Here is a 14,988-nt window from a genome sequence, read left to right on the forward strand (position 1 = left end):
TATCGCGCTAAATCGATTGAATTTGTCTGACCATTTGGTTGGTAAATCCCCATTCATTGTCATACCAAGCCATCACTTTCACCAGGTCGCCATCGACAACTCGAGTCATTTCTAGATCTACTGTTGCTGCAAATGGACTTTTGATAATATCGGTAGATACCAAGGGCTCGTCGGTTACCGTTAGCACCTTTTTATAGCGATCAGTTTTTGATTCTTCGATCAAGATTTGGTTGATCTCTTCGATTGTGGTGGACCTTTCTGCAATAAACGTAATATCGGAGATGGATCCTACTGGAACAGGAACTCTCACCGCTATACCGTCAAACTTTCCGGCGTATTGTGGAAGTGCTTTTGTAGTCGCTATTGCAGCACCCGTGGCCGCGGGGGCAAGGTTAATACCTGCAGCCCTTCCCATACGCGGCTCTTTTTTTGATGGAGCATCGACCAATGCTTGTGAAGCTGTATAACCGTGTGTGGTATTTAGTATTGCTTTTTTTATTCCCAGTCTCCTGCCCAATATTTCGATTACTGGACTTATATTGTTTGTCGTACAGCTTGCGCACGAAAAGACAGAAACCTTTCCATCTTCGGTATTTACCCCATGGACCACTGTCGGCGTATCTTTGGTAGGACCCGATATGACGACAAATTTTGCTCCGGAGGTTAAATGTTTTTCAGCGTCCGCTTTGTTCGTGAAAATACCCGTACTCTCTATAACGATATCCGCTTGGATATCTTTCCAAGGTAGCTTTTCAATCTCCCTGATACTTGTATATTTAACCACCTTTCCATCGACCACAATTGTATCTCCCTCGATACGCACATCTTTTTCATATTTCCCATAGTTACTATCGTATTTAAGCAGATATGCGGCGTTTTCAATACTCATTAGATCATTAATTCCAACGACCTCAAGATCGGCAGTTTCTGATATTATTTTTAAGGCAGCACGTCCGATGCGACCAAATCCATTAATTGCTATCTTTTTCATCCTATTCCTTTTAAATCTGTTTATATTATTTCTTTTTATATATAAACTAAGTTCTTTTATTTTTCGAAAAAAAAGATTGACATGGATCAAGAATTTCGCTAAGCTAAATTCACCCAATTAGTTTTCAAGGATTAGAAGTCGACTGTAGGTAACCATGAGCCTATCGATATCGAGCTATGGCGGAGTTCTGACAATAAAGCGCTGTTCAAAACAAGTATAGGCTTTATTATTTATTGGCCAAACTGAATTCTTCTTCTGTTACGGGATTTAGCCAAGTAACCTGAACATTTTCTTTAAAATTAGTGATGGCAACATGTACCATTTTCGTAGTAGCAGTTGCGCCGTGCCAGTGTTCTATATTCTCAGGAATATTGACAACATCACCTTTTTTGATTGCTTGTGCCGGTTTTCCTTTTTCCTGATATAGTCCATTTCCTTCGATTACCAGTAAAACCTGACCTTTAGGATGTGTATGCCAGTTTGTTCTCGCACCAGGTGCAAAAGTTACGCTACCTGCCGAGAAATCATTGTTTTTATCCTTTGCTACCAAAGGGGTTAAAAATGTATCTCCAGTAAACCATTCCTTAGGCAATGGTTCCCCTTTGGGAAATATTTCTGCTGTGTTCATTGTATGATCTGTTTTAGTATTGCAGGCGAATAAACTTATCGCCATAATTGGGATAACGAATAACTCGTTCATATAGTTTGCAATTTGGTCTTTATAAAGACCATCCGATATAAAGATGATCCGAATTCTTTATTATATGTTTTTAATGATTTTTGCCGGAATTCCACCGACAACTGTATTATCCGGTACGTCCTTGCTGACAACGGAGCCAGCTGCTACCACAGCATTTTCTCCAATCGTAATGCCGGGCAGGATCGTTGCATTTGCCCCGATCCAGGCATTCTTTTTTATATGGATCGGAGCCACAGTTAATGATTGTCTGTTTTCAGCCTCAATTGGATGGCCTTCTGTCAATAAACTCACTTTGGGAGCTATTAAAACATCATCTTCTATGATTATACCACCTAAATCCAAAAATACACAGTCAAAGTTGATGAAGACATTTTTTCCTATCGTTGTATTCCTGCCATAGTTGATATATAATGGTGTAAATACAGTTGTACTTTCATCTATAGCTGAACCGGTAATCTGACTTAATAGATTTCTTATCTCATTGGGATCAGCCGAATTGTTCATAGGCACCAATAATGCTTTTGTAGCAAAAGAAGCTTGCTGCAAACGGTATCCTTGGGGATCACCGGAAGAAATATTTTTATTCTTTTTCAATCGTTCAAAAATATCTTCCTGATAACTATTATCGGATGTTTTCATAGAATAGCTAGTTAAATTTTATATGTAATTTAATGAAATAAGTACGTTATTTTAAATTAGCAATAAAGAATGCTGTCAGTTTATCGAATGGAATTTTGTCGAATTGATCATATAAGTCAACATGAACTGCATTGGGGATAATCATTAGCTCCTTTGGTTCGGTAGCAGCTTTATAAGCGTCTTCACTGAAATATCTTGAATGAGCATTTTCACCTGCAATGATTAACATGGGGCGAGGTGCAATTTCCTTGATATAAGAGAGAATCGGCATATTCATAAACGACAAGGGGGAAGTTGCCGTCCATGAAGCATTTGAATTGATAGAACGAGGATGAAATCCACGAGCTGTTTTATAATAATCAAAATATTCCCTGACAAACTGAGGCTCACTGCCAGTCAATTTTTCCGGTAAATTGTTTGTTGAAGATGCGTAAGATCCGCTTTCGGCATCTTTCCAGCGCTGCAGGCCTAATTGTTCCAATGTTTGTGTACGTTGCGCAGCAGTTATCACATCGTTATAGCCTTTTGACATGACGCGCGTCATATCGTACATACTGGTCGTTGCTACTGCTTTAATACGTTTGTCTACTGCCGTTGCATTTAATGCAAAACCAGCAAATCCACAGATGCCAATGATTCCGATTTTGCTCCTGTCAATGTTTTTCTGCAGCCCTAGAAAGTCTACAGCTGCGCTGAAATCTTCGGTGTTGATATCTGGCGATGCTACGTTACGAGGTGAACCGCTGCTTTCACCAGTGTAGGAAGGGTCGAACGCCAAGGCAATAAATCCTCTTTCCGCCATTTGGTTGGCATACAATCCAGAAGATTGTTCTTTCACTGCACCAAAAGGGCCACTGATGGCAAGTGCCGGTAGCACTGTGTTGTCTGTGTTTTTAGGGATGTACAAATCACCAGAAAGTGTGATGCCATAACGGTTTTTAAATCTTACTTTTTTGCGGGTTACCTTATCGCTTAATTGAAAAGTATAATGATCTGACGAACTATTCATTGGTTTTAAATTTTGGTTTGCTTGTACATGCTGTGCGGAAGTCCTATCAGAAAACAGGAAAGACAATACCAATAATGTTGCTGCTATTTTCATATCTGTATTATGTTAATTATTACAGATACAAAGGTAGATCAGGATAAAGGGGAGGTGTTAACGATTATCAAACCAAAACTTAAGAATTTCAAATCTCAGATTTCCGGAGCGATTTCGGGTTTGTTCCTGTCAGTTTTTTAAAGAAGTTATTGAAATAAGTAGGGTATTCAAATCCCAGTGCACTGGCTACCTCTGAAATATTCCAGTCTGTATGTTGCAGTAGGGCTTTTGCTTCTGTCAAGATTCTTTCTGAAATCAGCGTCGTTGTAGATTTGCCCGTAATTTCTTTTACAGCACGATTCAGATAGTTGACATGGATGTTGAGGTTTTGCGCATAATCTTGCGCTGTTCTCATTTTGAGTGGACTTGCAGGTGTTTCGATTGGAAATTGACGTTCTAATAGTTCCAAAAACACTGATGCGATACGTGCTGTACCATTCTTGGTAGGGGTATACACTTCTGACGGTTGAAGTTTAAGGGCTTCGTGAATGATCAGGTTGATATAATTTCGTATGAGTTCATCTTTAAACGTATAATCACTTTTTTGCTCTTCGATCATCTTCTCGAAAAGTGTGTTAAGGAACAAGCGTTGATCCTCAGTGATTTTTAAGACCGGCGTACCTCCGATTTTAAAGAACGGCGATTGCTGCAAGCTTTCCGCGCGGTCGGCCTGTTTTAAAAAGTCTTCCGAAAACAAGCATGTATAACCTGCATAGGTCGTAGAAATGGTTTCCCAGGAATAGGGGATATGCGGGTTCCCAAAAAATAGTATCGTGCCTTCTTGTTCAAAGCTTTTATCTGCGTAATGAATCTTGCTTTTACCGGTTGTAAGGCATATTTTAAAGAAATCTTTACGACTATAAACACGTGTAGCATTACTGTCATCCTCAATCTGAAATGCTTTAAAACCCTGCAATCTCAGTTCACTATTGAATTCAGAGACACTTCGGACAATTTTTGTTTCCATAGAACAAAGTTAAGAAATTCAAATATAACGTTGTATTTAGTGCAAAAACAACCTAAATAAACGGCTGTATTATCTCAACGGCTGTATTATCACAGTGCTAAACTCGACCTTTTTTATTTTTATCAAACCAATCACTTCAAGCATTTGTCTATGTATTGACGATCGATTCAATTTAGGAAGTTTAGTTTCGGTTGATTTAATTGTATGGTCAGGTTTAATGCCTGGCCATTTTTAAGCTTAGGTTTAGGGACTGGGCTTTTAGAAAGTATACTCCGATCCATTAAGGATTCGTTTATAATTTAGTTAAGGGGCTAGTCGAAAGATTAGTCCTTTTTTTTAAAATTAATGAACAATTCTCACTGGATAACGTTCATTGAAGAGCTTCGGATGTTCTGATATGAAGGAGAAAAATAGGCTTTCTATTCACGCTAGCTTGACGAAAAAGTAAATTTGACGAATTCAGAATAAATGCTTATCATGGCCTCTATGATAGTTTATCATCTAAAAGATATACAATATAAAGCTGAAAGGGCGATCACCCCTTTTCATATTTTTGATTTGGACAGGGAAGCTCTCGCAGCTCATAGAGAACCTCATACAAAAGATCATTTTTGCCTTTTGTTTGTTAAAAAAGGTCGGCTCAATCTGCAGGTGGAAGACCGCCGTTATACCGTCAATGCACCTCATATAAGTGTCATCTTTCCCGGTCAGCTCTCCTCCAAAGAGTTGCTAAGCGACGACTTTGAAGGCAAATTGATCCTGTTTGACGAAGTACTATTCTGTTCGGATATCCTGAAAAACGAATTGAGTATTTACAACTACAATATCTCCGTAAAACTCAACCATATTGAATTGCCCGAGGCAGAAACCTCAGAAATAGAGATGCTGCTTGAGCAGGTCGAAAAATCATATCAGGATTTAACATCGATCAAGAAGGAGCAAGCGCGTTTCTACATTAAAATCATCTTACTCAAATTGGTGGAATTTGTCCATACCAAATGGGGAAACAGCCAGCTCAGCAATGAAAACGCGAAGATCTATGGTAAATTTTTGGAATTGCTGGAAAGGCATTATAAAATGGAGCGTACCGTGGGCTGGTATGCAGAAAAATTACAGCTGTCTCCAAAAAAGTTAAATGAAATTACCCGCAAGATTGCAGGATTGACCTCTATAGAAACCATTCATGCGCGGATTATGAATGAAATCAAACAATTGCTGCTGTTATCCAACTACTCGCATAAGGAGATTGCCTTTGAACTCGGATTCAATTCACCTGCGGCACTGAACAAGTTTGTGCGCGCCAAACTGGATGAAACGCCAACCAATCTGCAGCAACAATTGGCGCAAATGTATAAGACTTAAGTCTATTATGCGATTTGATGCGTTTCTGTCCTGTGGTTGTTTGGATCAAATGTATATCATATCGTAAGTAAAGTATAACATTTGCCTTCCCGGGCACTGTAACTTTGCATCAGAAATTTAATGTAAAATATATGAGCAAGTTATTTGTTGCCAGCGAAGTATTCCACGGGGCTGGTACATTGTCGGAATTGAAAAATCTAACTGGAAAAAAAGCCATCATCGTAACTGGTGGTCAATCCATGAAAAAAAGCGGAACTTTGGACCGTGCCATAAGTTATTTGACCGAAGCAGGATTGAAAACTGCTGTTTTTGACGGTGTCGAAGAAGATCCATCATCGGCGACAAGCCTTCGAGGTGCTGCAGTGATGACTGATTTTCAGCCCGATTGGATCATTGGTCTAGGAGGTTGCTCTGCAATTGATGCGGCAAAGATGATGTGGGTGTTTTATGAATATCCAGATGCAAATTTTGAAGCGATGACCCAACCTTTTAACGTTCCAACATTGCGTCAAAAGGCTAAATTCATTGCCATTCCATCAACAAGCGGTACAGGTACGGAAACCACAGGATTGGCTGTGATCACCGATCGGGAAAAAGGGGTGAAGTATCCAATCGTATCGTATGAATTGACACCGGATATCGCTATTGTCGATGGTGAAATTTGTGCCACGATGCCTGCACATATTACCTCCAATACTGGTCTAGATGCTCTTACACACTGTGTGGAAGCCTATGTGTCCAACATCGAAAACAACTATGCCGATGCCTTGGCTAAAGGGGGACTGCAAATTGTTTTCGAAAATCTGGAAGAGGCGGTCAATAACCCGACAAACATTAAAGCACGCCAAAATATGCACGATGCATCTTTTATGGGCGGACTGGCTTTCAACAATGCCTGGTTGGGTATTGTCCACTCTCTCTCGCATCAGGTAGGTGCACTCTACGGCGTCCCTCACGGAGCTTCCAATGCGATATTCTTGCCTAATGTGATCCGTTTTAATCAGACAGCTACAACAAGATATCCTGATTTGGCTAAACTTGTCGGTAGAGATTCGGCCGAAGGATTGGCACAGGAAATTGAAAAACTAAGAGCTGCGGTCAACAATATTGGCTCCCTTAAGGCATTTGGCATTTCCAAGGAAGACTGGGAAAAAAATCTGGATTATATGGCCCAAAATGCTTTGCAAGATCCATGTACTGGCTTTAACCCGCGTAAGCCTAGCCTACAGGACCTAAAAGACCTTTATAGCGCTTGCTACGAAGGTGTGATTTACGAGAATTAATCGAACAGACCACAGAAAGCGGTTGTAGCGAAAGTGCGCAATCGCTTTCTTCTGAATAAAAAGCACTGCTCCAGCTGAAACCGCAACCAATGTCTTATAAACGAAACTAAGTTTCAATCGTTTAAAATAAAAGATGCTGTATCGATAAAGATGCTATCGATTGAGGGTGATCGCCATTTTGTCTTCTTCGGGCATGGACATGACCAGTACTTGGGGAATAAAGCAATACGCTATTCCATCAATCTTCGAGATATCCATATCGACATAGTTAATCATGGAATCAATTTTAACCCCGTATTTTATAAGAGAAGAATAAAGTTCTTTGGTCACCTTTGTTGCTTGCTCAATGCCGCCCATGCATTCAATTATATGGGGCGATGTTTGACTTAGAATACCTTCGATATCTCCGGAAATAGACGCTTTTGTCATGGTTGAAAGTGCTTCCTTAAGCTGCGGATCTTTTTGAGCAGAGCTTATATGGTGAAAAATAGTTAATAATGTAATTAACAAAAATGTTCTTTTTCGCTGAATGTTTTTAAACTTCTTGAACCAATTGTTGCTTTGCATAATGGAAAGAGGCTATTTCGTTTTAAATTCCGTAGGTCTCATATTGGTGAGCAGATAAAAGTTATTGCTAAAAGCCGCTATATTTGAATAGCCAATCTCGTAGGCAATCTCAGTCATATTGAAATCTGTATCGTTGATTAATTCCATTGCCTTAATAATTCGTAGCATTTTTAAGTACTGAACAAATGTAATGTGCAATTTATGCTGGAATAATCTGGTGAGACTGCGAACACTCATTCCCGATTGCTGAGCAATCATCGCTAAACTTAGATTTTCATTTAACCGATTTCTAAAACTGTCGATTATGGTATTGAGCCTTTGATCGTCTGTTGTAGGAAGTTGTATGGAGAATTTTTTGAGATTTTCTTTTGATAATACGCCTTTCAGCGTATTTAAAAATTCATACTCCCACGAACCTTTGTAATAATCACCTTGCCACTTCTCACTAAATGAGAGCATTTCTGCCAGGAGCTTACTCACTGGATAAATGCCCAATTCCTCATAAAAATTACCAGCACTTTCTTCCGGAAAATAGATATTGATAATAAACAGGTCCTGCGTATTGAACATCAGGTTGTGCCGATAATTTTTTGGTATCCAAATATAATGATTTGAGGGAATATAGAAGTCCTTTTCGTCAGTCTGCAAGTAAGCAATCCCGCCATAAACTAATAACAACTGAGCTTTATTGTGCTGGTGAGCAGGCAAACGCTGCTCCGTTTGCTGTCGCATCACGAGGATTGAATCAGGGTTTTGATCAACAATATGTATTATTTGACTAAGAATTTCCATGTGGCCAAATTTAATAAATATTAGGCTAATTATATAAAACCATACTTCGCCATGCTGGATAATTTTGCAGTGTAAATAATAGTAAAGTCATTATGAAATATAAAATTATAACATCTCACAAAGATTTTAAACTTGAAACACAAGCTCAAAAATCTGATAATAAATCACATCATTCAGATGAAGAAATTGACAGTGCATATATCTTCTGGTTTGCTTATGGGTATAACTATGCTTTTATGCCAATGGTAGATTTAACTTTTGCCTTTGATGAATTGAAAAAGATCGTAAGACCATGGCCAGTAAAAGGAAAGAAATATATAAAGAAAACCGATGAAACAATATAGAACAGTCCCTATTTTGGGCATATTGTTAGCCCTATTTGTACAATCACTCTATGCCCAGCATATAGAAAATGCGCGGGTATTAAGTTTGGAAGAAATTTGGAAAGTAGCCGAAACAAATAACCGTCAACTGAAACTATCCGACCTACATCTCCAGCAGAGCAATTTAGAAATATTGGAAGCGAAAGACCGTTTGTTGCCGGAGCTTTCGGTTGGTGGAGATGCAAAACTCAATTCCAAATTCCTGATCTATGACAATGGATTATTTTCTTCTCCACAGGATGTGCCTGTAAAAGGTTATGGTTATGGCGTGGGTTACAACCTGAACGTCAATCTTTACAATTGTGGTAAAGACAAAAGAAACATTGTCATGAAAAAGGAAGAAGCGGTACGCATACAATATGAAGTTGATCTGCAAAAGCACAGCGTAAAATATAATGTTGCAGCTGCTTACTTTGATCTATACAAGTTTCTGCATTTCCATGATTTTCTTGATGCAGAAATTGGTGCAGAAAAAAAACAACTGGCACTCGTAGAAAGCCTGCATAAAAACGGCACTGTGCTAAAGAGCGATGTACTGAGAACCTCCGTAAAATTAGCGCAACTGGAGCTCAGCCTTTCTGATGTTACGAAGAAGATTGAAATCGCTAAACAACGGCTCAATATTCTGATGAGGCGTGAAAATGATGCTGAGCTGGCAATAAAATACCAAGATACAATCGAGTTAAGCGCTATCACTGAAGGTGACTATGAGGATTATGTAGACATCGCTTTTAACAAATCGCCGGCATACAAGATTGCCTATAGCACTGTCAAATTGAGCGAAATGAACATCAAACAGGTAAAAGCGACGCTGTTACCTAAAGTCTCCTTGTATTCAACTTACAATTACACCTATCCGCAGATTTCATTCTATCCGTATTCTAATGATTTATGGGGATTTGGTCAGACGGGGGTTAAAGTCCAGTTTTCTATCGATAATCTATACAAAAGCAAGCATTCCATCGCTCATGCCCAAGTGGTCAGTAATGAGGCAAGAGAAAAAGCGAACATTAAAAAAGATGAAATCTATCTTCAGGTAAAAGAAGCTTATTTGCAGCGGCAACAGGCTTTGGAGAGTATGGAAACAGCGGAGCAAAATATCATTAAAACCGCCGAAACTGTTCGTGTTATCAGAAGTAGCTACATAAACCAGGAATCACTTCTTACCGATCTTCTAGAAGCCGAAAATGCTTTACTGGAAGCTAAATTTAATCTGACAACGGCACAAACAAACGTCAAACTTACGCATATTAGGCTATTGGCAATTATCGGAATTCTTTAATACAAATATCATGAACAAAAATAAAACAGATAAAATTGTTGTAAGCTTAACCAAATGGTTTGGTATCACATTATTCGTAGGAATCATTATTTGGGCAGCAGCTTATTTTTTCGAGGGATATCGCTATGAACAGACCAACGACGCTCAGATTGATGCCTATCTTTCCCCGATAAACGCAAAAGTAGGGGGCTATATCCGTAAAATATATTATAAGGACAATCAGCAGATTAAAAAGGGCGATACACTTGTGGTGATTGAATTGGATGAGTACGGGCTGAAAAGAGATGCTGCGTCCGCAGAACTCATGAGCTCACAGGCCAAATTACCGATCTTGGCGGCAAGTGAAGAAACGCATGTTAAGAGCATTGCAGTCATCAAAGCCCAATTGGGAGGTGCTAAAGCGCGATTGAACCAGCAGCAAAAAGAATTTGATCGGTATAAAAATCTACTGGCGGACGAATCGACCACACAACAAAAATTCGACAACATCAGTGCTACTTTATCCATCACCCAATCAGATTATGACCAGACAAAAGCTTCTTTACAGGTCGCCGAATCTAAACTAAACGATTTCAGGGTACAGCGCAATGCCATAGAGGCAGAGATAAAGATAAAAGAAGCACTTCTCGAAAGACAAGAATTGGACATTAGATATACCGTTATCACAGCACCTTTTGATGGACAAATCGGGAAGAAGACCATTCAGACAGGACAACTGATACAGCCCGGACAGACTTTGGCATTCTTGGTGAACAGAGCCGAGGAAAAGTGGGTAATAGCAAATTTTAAGGAAACACAGATTGGGAAGTTCAAAATCGGTCAAGCGGTATCTGTTGAAGTCGATGCTTTTCCAAATGAAAAATTCACCGGTAAAATCGAGTCCCTTTCGCCAACCACAGGATCCCGTTATTCGCTGCTTCCGCCAGATAATGCTACCGGTAATTTTGTTAAAATCATCCAACGTATTCCTGTTCGGATTAAACTGACCGATATGTCCGAAAAATTAATTAAGCTTTCTGCCGGAATGAATGCGAATGTTTACGTTTTAAAAAACTAACGATGCAAGCACATAAAATACCAATTTTTAAATCCTGGGTATCAGAATGGATGGCAAGGTCCGTCATATTTGCTATTCTCATGAGCAGTCTGTTTAGTTTTGCCTTTTACGGAAGTCCGGTTGCTGCGATGGGCTTTTACGGAATACAAGCTACCGATGTACAATATGGTATGGTCGTTATTTATGGTTCTACCGTAGCCTTTCTGGCTCTGGATTTTAGAATCGTAAAATATTTTGCACCAAGGGAATATCTACTGCTGGCACTTGCGGTAAATGTACTATGTGCTGTGGTCTGTTTTTATTTCAGAGATTGGGCATTATTTGTTTTCTGTCAGTTTTTGCAGGGTATTACCTGTGCATTGATGTCGGGAATTGTGTTACAGCTTATTTTTCCACGGTTACAGTCTGTACGTGCCCGTGTGATTGCTTATAGTCTCCTTTATGGCAGTATACAAATAGCTGTACCATTTTACTCCATCTATATCAGTGTCGTCATTCATTTCTTTGATTTCAACTGGATATTCTACGGATTTATTATTGTAGTCATTATGCTGACAGGTGTTGTTTTACTTACCATGAACAGTAAGGCCCGGTTTACCAGAAAAATACCACTGTATCAGGTGGACTGGATAGGCTATTTATTTTATGTGTCTTTTATCTTGATAGTTGGATACATCCTTGTGTACGGACGACAATTGGGATGGTTTGATAGTTCATTAATCAGCACACTTTGTTTAGTTAATTTAATTATTCTTTCTCTTTTTATTAGCAGAGAATTGAAACTTAAGCGACCATTAATCAATTTACAGATCTTTAGAACAAAGAATTTCGTTTTTGGGCTTTTGCTTCTTTTTACCTTTTATATCTTTAAAGGAAGTACTGGGCTTGCCTATGGTTATCTTGAAGCGATTTTAGGAAACCATCCACTGAGTACCATTCCGATATGGATTGCGGTAATTGTTGGAACTGTTTTGAGCATGTTTATCATTTCCCGATTTGTCTTGATGGGCTATAACCTGATCCGGATGATTATTGTTGGTTTTGGGTTGATGGCAGTATATTATGCCTATATGATACTATTTGTTTCTGTACAGGGCGAAACGGCCGATTTCTTTTTGCCCATGTTTATTTATGGTGTGGCAACAGGTGTATTGTTTGTCCCGATTGTTTCATTTGCGGCATCGTCAGCGCCTTCCAAAATCGCCGTCCATGCCTCTCTGATTGGTATATTTTCAAGGTTCATAGGCTTTACAGCTAGTCTGGCACTTAATAATGAGCTTCAATTATTTGCAAAATCATCCGTAAGGGAAAAGGTGCGGGAATCGCTCACCGAAACCAGCCCTCAATTGCCTGTTACCTTACTGGATATTCAAAACCAGTACATAAATGCAGGCAGTGATATGTATACGTCAAAAACAGTATCTTCCGGCTATTTTAATCAAATGATCGGTCAGCAAATATTGGCTCGCGCTATCAGGGACTATTATGATCTGATGTTGACAGGTTTGATTTTTGTCATCATTATTCTGCTGCTTTTGCCTCAAATTCAACATGTTGTTTTGAGATTAAGAAAAGGAAATGTTCCTTATTAAGGTATTGTTATTTCAGAAATTATCAAAGCAAAGTATTATGTAATTCCAAGGCCGGGATCGAACACTTGGCGCATGAGCCTATGGGCTACAAGATTACGCAACCGATTTCGTTTGAAGGAAATTTTCTGATCCGAAATTTTATAAATAATTTGTCGTAATGACGCCTTTTTTAGCAGTCAAACGTGTTAATGCAATTATTCTTAATTTTGTATGCCGGATTTGGTATAGGCTCCAAATTTTTTAAGATCAGCAATAGAGGACAAAATAAGATGATATGACGGATGTGCTTGAAAAATATCTATTCTCGATAGGGATGTTGTCTGCTGACGAAATAAATTTTTCTGTTCAGTTCTTCAAATCACTTGGTTTGAAGAAGGGTGATTTTTTTATTCATATGGACGAACCTTGTCGTCATATTGGATTCATATCCTGTGGTGCGGTAAAAGCATATGCTATTGACAAGGAGGGCAAAGCAAATATAACCTGCTTTAAATTTGAAAATGAATTTGTAACCTCATTCCCTGAGTTTGTCGCTCAGGAAAAATCCAGAAGGAGCATCAGGGCTGTGGAAGATAGTATAATCCATAGGATAAGCTATACTGATTATCAATACCTTCTTGGTCAAGTGAATTCTTGGCACAAGGTTATACAAGCTGTGATGGAACGGGAATATAGCCAAAAGGAACAATATCTCCTGAATTACAATAATAAGTCAGCTCTGGATAAATATCACTATGTTCTTTCGAATGAACCCAAGCTCGTTCAGCGCATAGCGACACAGGACCTGGCATCCTATTTGGGCATTACACAGAGATCTCTTACACGGGCGAAGGGACAAATACACAGCCCCAAAGTATTATAGGACAAATGTCCTTATGTATTTCTGTTCAGTGATATAGATTTGCACAAAAAAGCTATGTTACATCAAATTGCCCAAGAAGTGTTCCATGTTCCATTGATGCCACGAAACAGTATCAACTGCTATATCGTAGAGGGTGTATTAGTTGATTGTGGGATACGAAGTTCATACAATGTGCTGAAGGATGCCCTTCAGAAAATACCTGTCCACCAACATGTACTTACGCATGCGCATGCAGACCATCAGGGTTGTAGTGATCAGCTCTGTGATGAGTTTGGAATACCTTTACTTTGCCATGGAAATGAAGTGGCTAGGACAGAAACAGGTATGGTAACCAATGATTATCCAAATCCCAAACATTGGATTGCAAAACTTCAACAAAAATATTGGGCAGGACAGGGCCACAAAGTCGACGGTACACTCGTTGAAAATGATAGCATCGGAAACTTTCGGGTCATAGAAACTCCAGGTCATTCAAGCGGTCATATTTCTTTATTTCGTGAGCGAGATGGTGTATTGATAATCGGGGATGGCGCTACAAATATGAATCTGCTCACAACAGTGACTGGCCTAGGGCTCCCTCCAAAAATATTCACGTCGGATCAACAGCACAATATTAGATCGCTTCAGAAGTTGGCAGGACTGAATCCCTCCATCATATGTTTCGGTCATGGCCCGGTGATGCGAAATACGGACCGAAAGTTTGAGCAATTTGTAGCGGAATGCGTATCGTTGTTCAATTCGCGAACCACGGCCCCTGTATGAAAGTAAAAAACAAAATAAGAAGTTCCTTATTTCTTGCGATGCTCTAGTGAATTTTTCAAATTCAGGACTTTTATGAAAACTGGGAACATCTTATTGCCTAAGAAGTTTTAAGTAAGTTAATATTATTCCGCTGTGCTCGGCTTCGTGAAAGTTAGCAGCTTTAAGTGCTTGGATGTGATTATTAATGGAGAAGCCAATTGGTAAGCTGAATGGTTGGTATTTAACAAATATACCCGATGCTAGATCTTTACTAAGTTGGTTTACTGTATAAAGCAATAGATGTTTTATTTCATCAAGGTCTGGCGTATTTTTCCATGTATGCGGTGCAGTTCCAATTTTGAACGTTTCCATAAAATCCTGTGATATATGCATTGGAAGGCCACTACGCATATACATATGTCGCTGTTGGGAAGTGATACAGTGACCAATTTGCCAAACGATATTATTGTTAAAGCTTTCTGGAATCTTAAATAATATGTTATTATCAGCTGTTTCTATTAATTGTAATAATCTGGTTCTGCTGGCTTTTAAAATTTCAAATTCAAATAATTCATTCGTCATAGTATTGGTTAATATTTTAAATTAATTTAATAAACTCATTGCGAATTTCATCTGATATACATATATTAACGAGTAAATATTCAAAG

General features: G+C 38.9%; 16 protein-coding genes. 8 read left to right on the forward strand and 8 right to left on the reverse strand.

Annotation, left to right across the window (positions count from 1 at the left end; all coding sequences use genetic code 11):
• Positions 1–7 precede the first annotated feature (7 nt).
• The 5 genes from L1283_RS16405 to L1283_RS16425 all read right to left on the reverse strand — a co-directional run bounded on the left by L1283_RS16405 (position 8) and on the right by L1283_RS16425 (position 4,399).
• Positions 8–991, reverse strand: a complete 984-nt coding sequence (locus tag L1283_RS16405) for a type I glyceraldehyde-3-phosphate dehydrogenase (RefSeq protein ID WP_312352750.1) — start codon at positions 989–991, stop codon at positions 8–10.
• A gap of 226 nt (positions 992–1,217) precedes the next feature.
• Complete coding sequence (locus L1283_RS16410) at positions 1,218–1,619, reverse strand: (R)-mandelonitrile lyase (RefSeq protein WP_312352710.1); 402 nt, start codon at positions 1,617–1,619, stop codon at positions 1,218–1,220.
• Between the two features lie 132 nt (positions 1,620–1,751).
• Positions 1,752–2,330 (reverse strand): sugar O-acetyltransferase, encoded by a 579-nt coding sequence (locus L1283_RS16415; RefSeq protein WP_312352711.1) that lies wholly within the window; start codon positions 2,328–2,330, stop codon positions 1,752–1,754.
• 46 nt (positions 2,331–2,376) lie between these two features.
• Positions 2,377–3,432, reverse strand: coding sequence for an alpha/beta hydrolase (locus L1283_RS16420; RefSeq protein WP_312352712.1), 1,056 nt, complete (start codon positions 3,430–3,432; stop codon positions 2,377–2,379).
• 88 nt (positions 3,433–3,520) lie between these two features.
• On the reverse strand, positions 3,521–4,399 hold the full coding sequence (locus L1283_RS16425; protein WP_429626345.1) for a helix-turn-helix domain-containing protein: 879 nt from the start codon (positions 4,397–4,399) through the stop codon (positions 3,521–3,523).
• A gap of 477 nt (positions 4,400–4,876) precedes the next feature.
• Between L1283_RS16425 and L1283_RS16430 the strand changes: the two genes are divergently transcribed.
• Entirely contained in the window at positions 4,877–5,761 is an 885-nt protein-coding gene (locus L1283_RS16430; RefSeq protein WP_312352715.1) for an AraC family transcriptional regulator, read from the forward strand.
• Between the two features lie 131 nt (positions 5,762–5,892).
• Positions 5,893–7,044 (forward strand): iron-containing alcohol dehydrogenase, encoded by a 1,152-nt coding sequence (locus L1283_RS16435; protein WP_312352716.1) that lies wholly within the window; start codon positions 5,893–5,895, stop codon positions 7,042–7,044.
• Between the two features lie 153 nt (positions 7,045–7,197).
• Here the strand turns inward: L1283_RS16435 and L1283_RS16440 are convergent, their stop codons facing one another.
• Together L1283_RS16440 and L1283_RS16445 are read right to left on the reverse strand one after the other, a co-directional pair.
• Entirely contained in the window at positions 7,198–7,611 is a 414-nt protein-coding gene (locus tag L1283_RS16440; protein ID WP_429626346.1) for a hypothetical protein, read from the reverse strand.
• Between the two features lie 12 nt (positions 7,612–7,623).
• The gene (locus L1283_RS16445; protein WP_075992143.1) at positions 7,624–8,403 is read right to left on the reverse strand and encodes an AraC family transcriptional regulator; all 780 of its coding nucleotides are present in this window, start codon (positions 8,401–8,403) and stop codon (positions 7,624–7,626) included.
• A 92-nt stretch (positions 8,404–8,495) separates the two neighbouring features.
• Between L1283_RS16445 and L1283_RS16450 the strand changes: the two genes are divergently transcribed.
• The 6 genes from L1283_RS16450 to L1283_RS16475 all read left to right on the forward strand — a co-directional run bounded on the left by L1283_RS16450 (position 8,496) and on the right by L1283_RS16475 (position 14,341).
• Positions 8,496–8,747, forward strand: a complete 252-nt coding sequence (locus L1283_RS16450; protein WP_286849903.1) for a hypothetical protein — start codon at positions 8,496–8,498, stop codon at positions 8,745–8,747.
• Complete coding sequence (locus tag L1283_RS16455; RefSeq protein ID WP_286849901.1) at positions 8,734–10,068, forward strand: TolC family protein; 1,335 nt, start codon at positions 8,734–8,736, stop codon at positions 10,066–10,068. Before L1283_RS16450 ends, L1283_RS16455 begins: the two co-directional genes overlap by 14 nt.
• A 10-nt stretch (positions 10,069–10,078) precedes the next feature.
• Positions 10,079–11,125, forward strand: coding sequence for an HlyD family secretion protein (locus tag L1283_RS16460; RefSeq protein WP_286849898.1), 1,047 nt, complete (start codon positions 10,079–10,081; stop codon positions 11,123–11,125).
• A gap of 2 nt (positions 11,126–11,127) precedes the next feature.
• Entirely contained in the window at positions 11,128–12,717 is a 1,590-nt protein-coding gene (locus L1283_RS16465) for an MFS transporter (protein ID WP_286849895.1), read from the forward strand.
• 274 nt (positions 12,718–12,991) lie between these two features.
• Positions 12,992–13,579, forward strand: a complete 588-nt coding sequence (locus tag L1283_RS16470) for a Crp/Fnr family transcriptional regulator (RefSeq protein WP_286849893.1) — start codon at positions 12,992–12,994, stop codon at positions 13,577–13,579.
• 54 nt (positions 13,580–13,633) lie between these two features.
• Entirely contained in the window at positions 13,634–14,341 is a 708-nt protein-coding gene (locus L1283_RS16475) for an MBL fold metallo-hydrolase (RefSeq protein ID WP_286849891.1), read from the forward strand.
• Between the two features lie 90 nt (positions 14,342–14,431).
• On the opposite strand, the gene L1283_RS16480 is transcribed toward L1283_RS16475, so the two are convergent.
• Complete coding sequence (locus L1283_RS16480; protein ID WP_286849889.1) at positions 14,432–14,902, reverse strand: DinB family protein; 471 nt, start codon at positions 14,900–14,902, stop codon at positions 14,432–14,434.
• Positions 14,903–14,988 lie beyond the last annotated feature (86 nt).

It is taken from the genome of Sphingobacterium sp. HSC-15S19 (assembly GCF_050433745.1).
In the GTDB taxonomy this organism is placed as follows: Bacteria; Bacteroidota; Bacteroidia; order Sphingobacteriales; family Sphingobacteriaceae; genus Sphingobacterium; species Sphingobacterium siyangense.

What these genes read in the sequence shown, in the direction of transcription:
- L1283_RS16455 (WP_286849901.1), top strand. Translation starts at nt 8,734, where the DNA reads ATGAAACAATATAGAACAGTCCCTATTTTGGGCATATTGTTAGCCCTA.
- L1283_RS16425 (WP_429626345.1), bottom strand. Translation starts at nt 4,399, where the DNA reads ATGGAAACAAAAATTGTCCGAAGTGTCTCTGAATTCAATAGTGAACTG.
- L1283_RS16440 (WP_429626346.1), bottom strand. Translation starts at nt 7,611, where the DNA reads ATGCAAAGCAACAATTGGTTCAAGAAGTTTAAAAACATTCAGCGAAAA.
- L1283_RS16420 (WP_312352712.1), bottom strand. Translation starts at nt 3,432, where the DNA reads ATGAAAATAGCAGCAACATTATTGGTATTGTCTTTCCTGTTTTCTGAT.
- L1283_RS16430 (WP_312352715.1), top strand. Translation starts at nt 4,877, where the DNA reads ATGGCCTCTATGATAGTTTATCATCTAAAAGATATACAATATAAAGCT.
- L1283_RS16470 (WP_286849893.1), top strand. Translation starts at nt 12,992, where the DNA reads ATGACGGATGTGCTTGAAAAATATCTATTCTCGATAGGGATGTTGTCT.
- L1283_RS16405 (WP_312352750.1), bottom strand. Translation starts at nt 991, where the DNA reads ATGAAAAAGATAGCAATTAATGGATTTGGTCGCATCGGACGTGCTGCC.
- L1283_RS16410 (WP_312352710.1), bottom strand. Translation starts at nt 1,619, where the DNA reads ATGAACACAGCAGAAATATTTCCCAAAGGGGAACCATTGCCTAAGGAA.
- L1283_RS16465 (WP_286849895.1), top strand. Translation starts at nt 11,128, where the DNA reads ATGCAAGCACATAAAATACCAATTTTTAAATCCTGGGTATCAGAATGG.
- L1283_RS16475 (WP_286849891.1), top strand. Translation starts at nt 13,634, where the DNA reads ATGTTACATCAAATTGCCCAAGAAGTGTTCCATGTTCCATTGATGCCA.
- L1283_RS16480 (WP_286849889.1), bottom strand. Translation starts at nt 14,902, where the DNA reads ATGACGAATGAATTATTTGAATTTGAAATTTTAAAAGCCAGCAGAACC.
- L1283_RS16445 (WP_075992143.1), bottom strand. Translation starts at nt 8,403, where the DNA reads ATGGAAATTCTTAGTCAAATAATACATATTGTTGATCAAAACCCTGAT.
- L1283_RS16435 (WP_312352716.1), top strand. Translation starts at nt 5,893, where the DNA reads ATGAGCAAGTTATTTGTTGCCAGCGAAGTATTCCACGGGGCTGGTACA.
- L1283_RS16450 (WP_286849903.1), top strand. Translation starts at nt 8,496, where the DNA reads ATGAAATATAAAATTATAACATCTCACAAAGATTTTAAACTTGAAACA.
- L1283_RS16415 (WP_312352711.1), bottom strand. Translation starts at nt 2,330, where the DNA reads ATGAAAACATCCGATAATAGTTATCAGGAAGATATTTTTGAACGATTG.
- L1283_RS16460 (WP_286849898.1), top strand. Translation starts at nt 10,079, where the DNA reads ATGAACAAAAATAAAACAGATAAAATTGTTGTAAGCTTAACCAAATGG.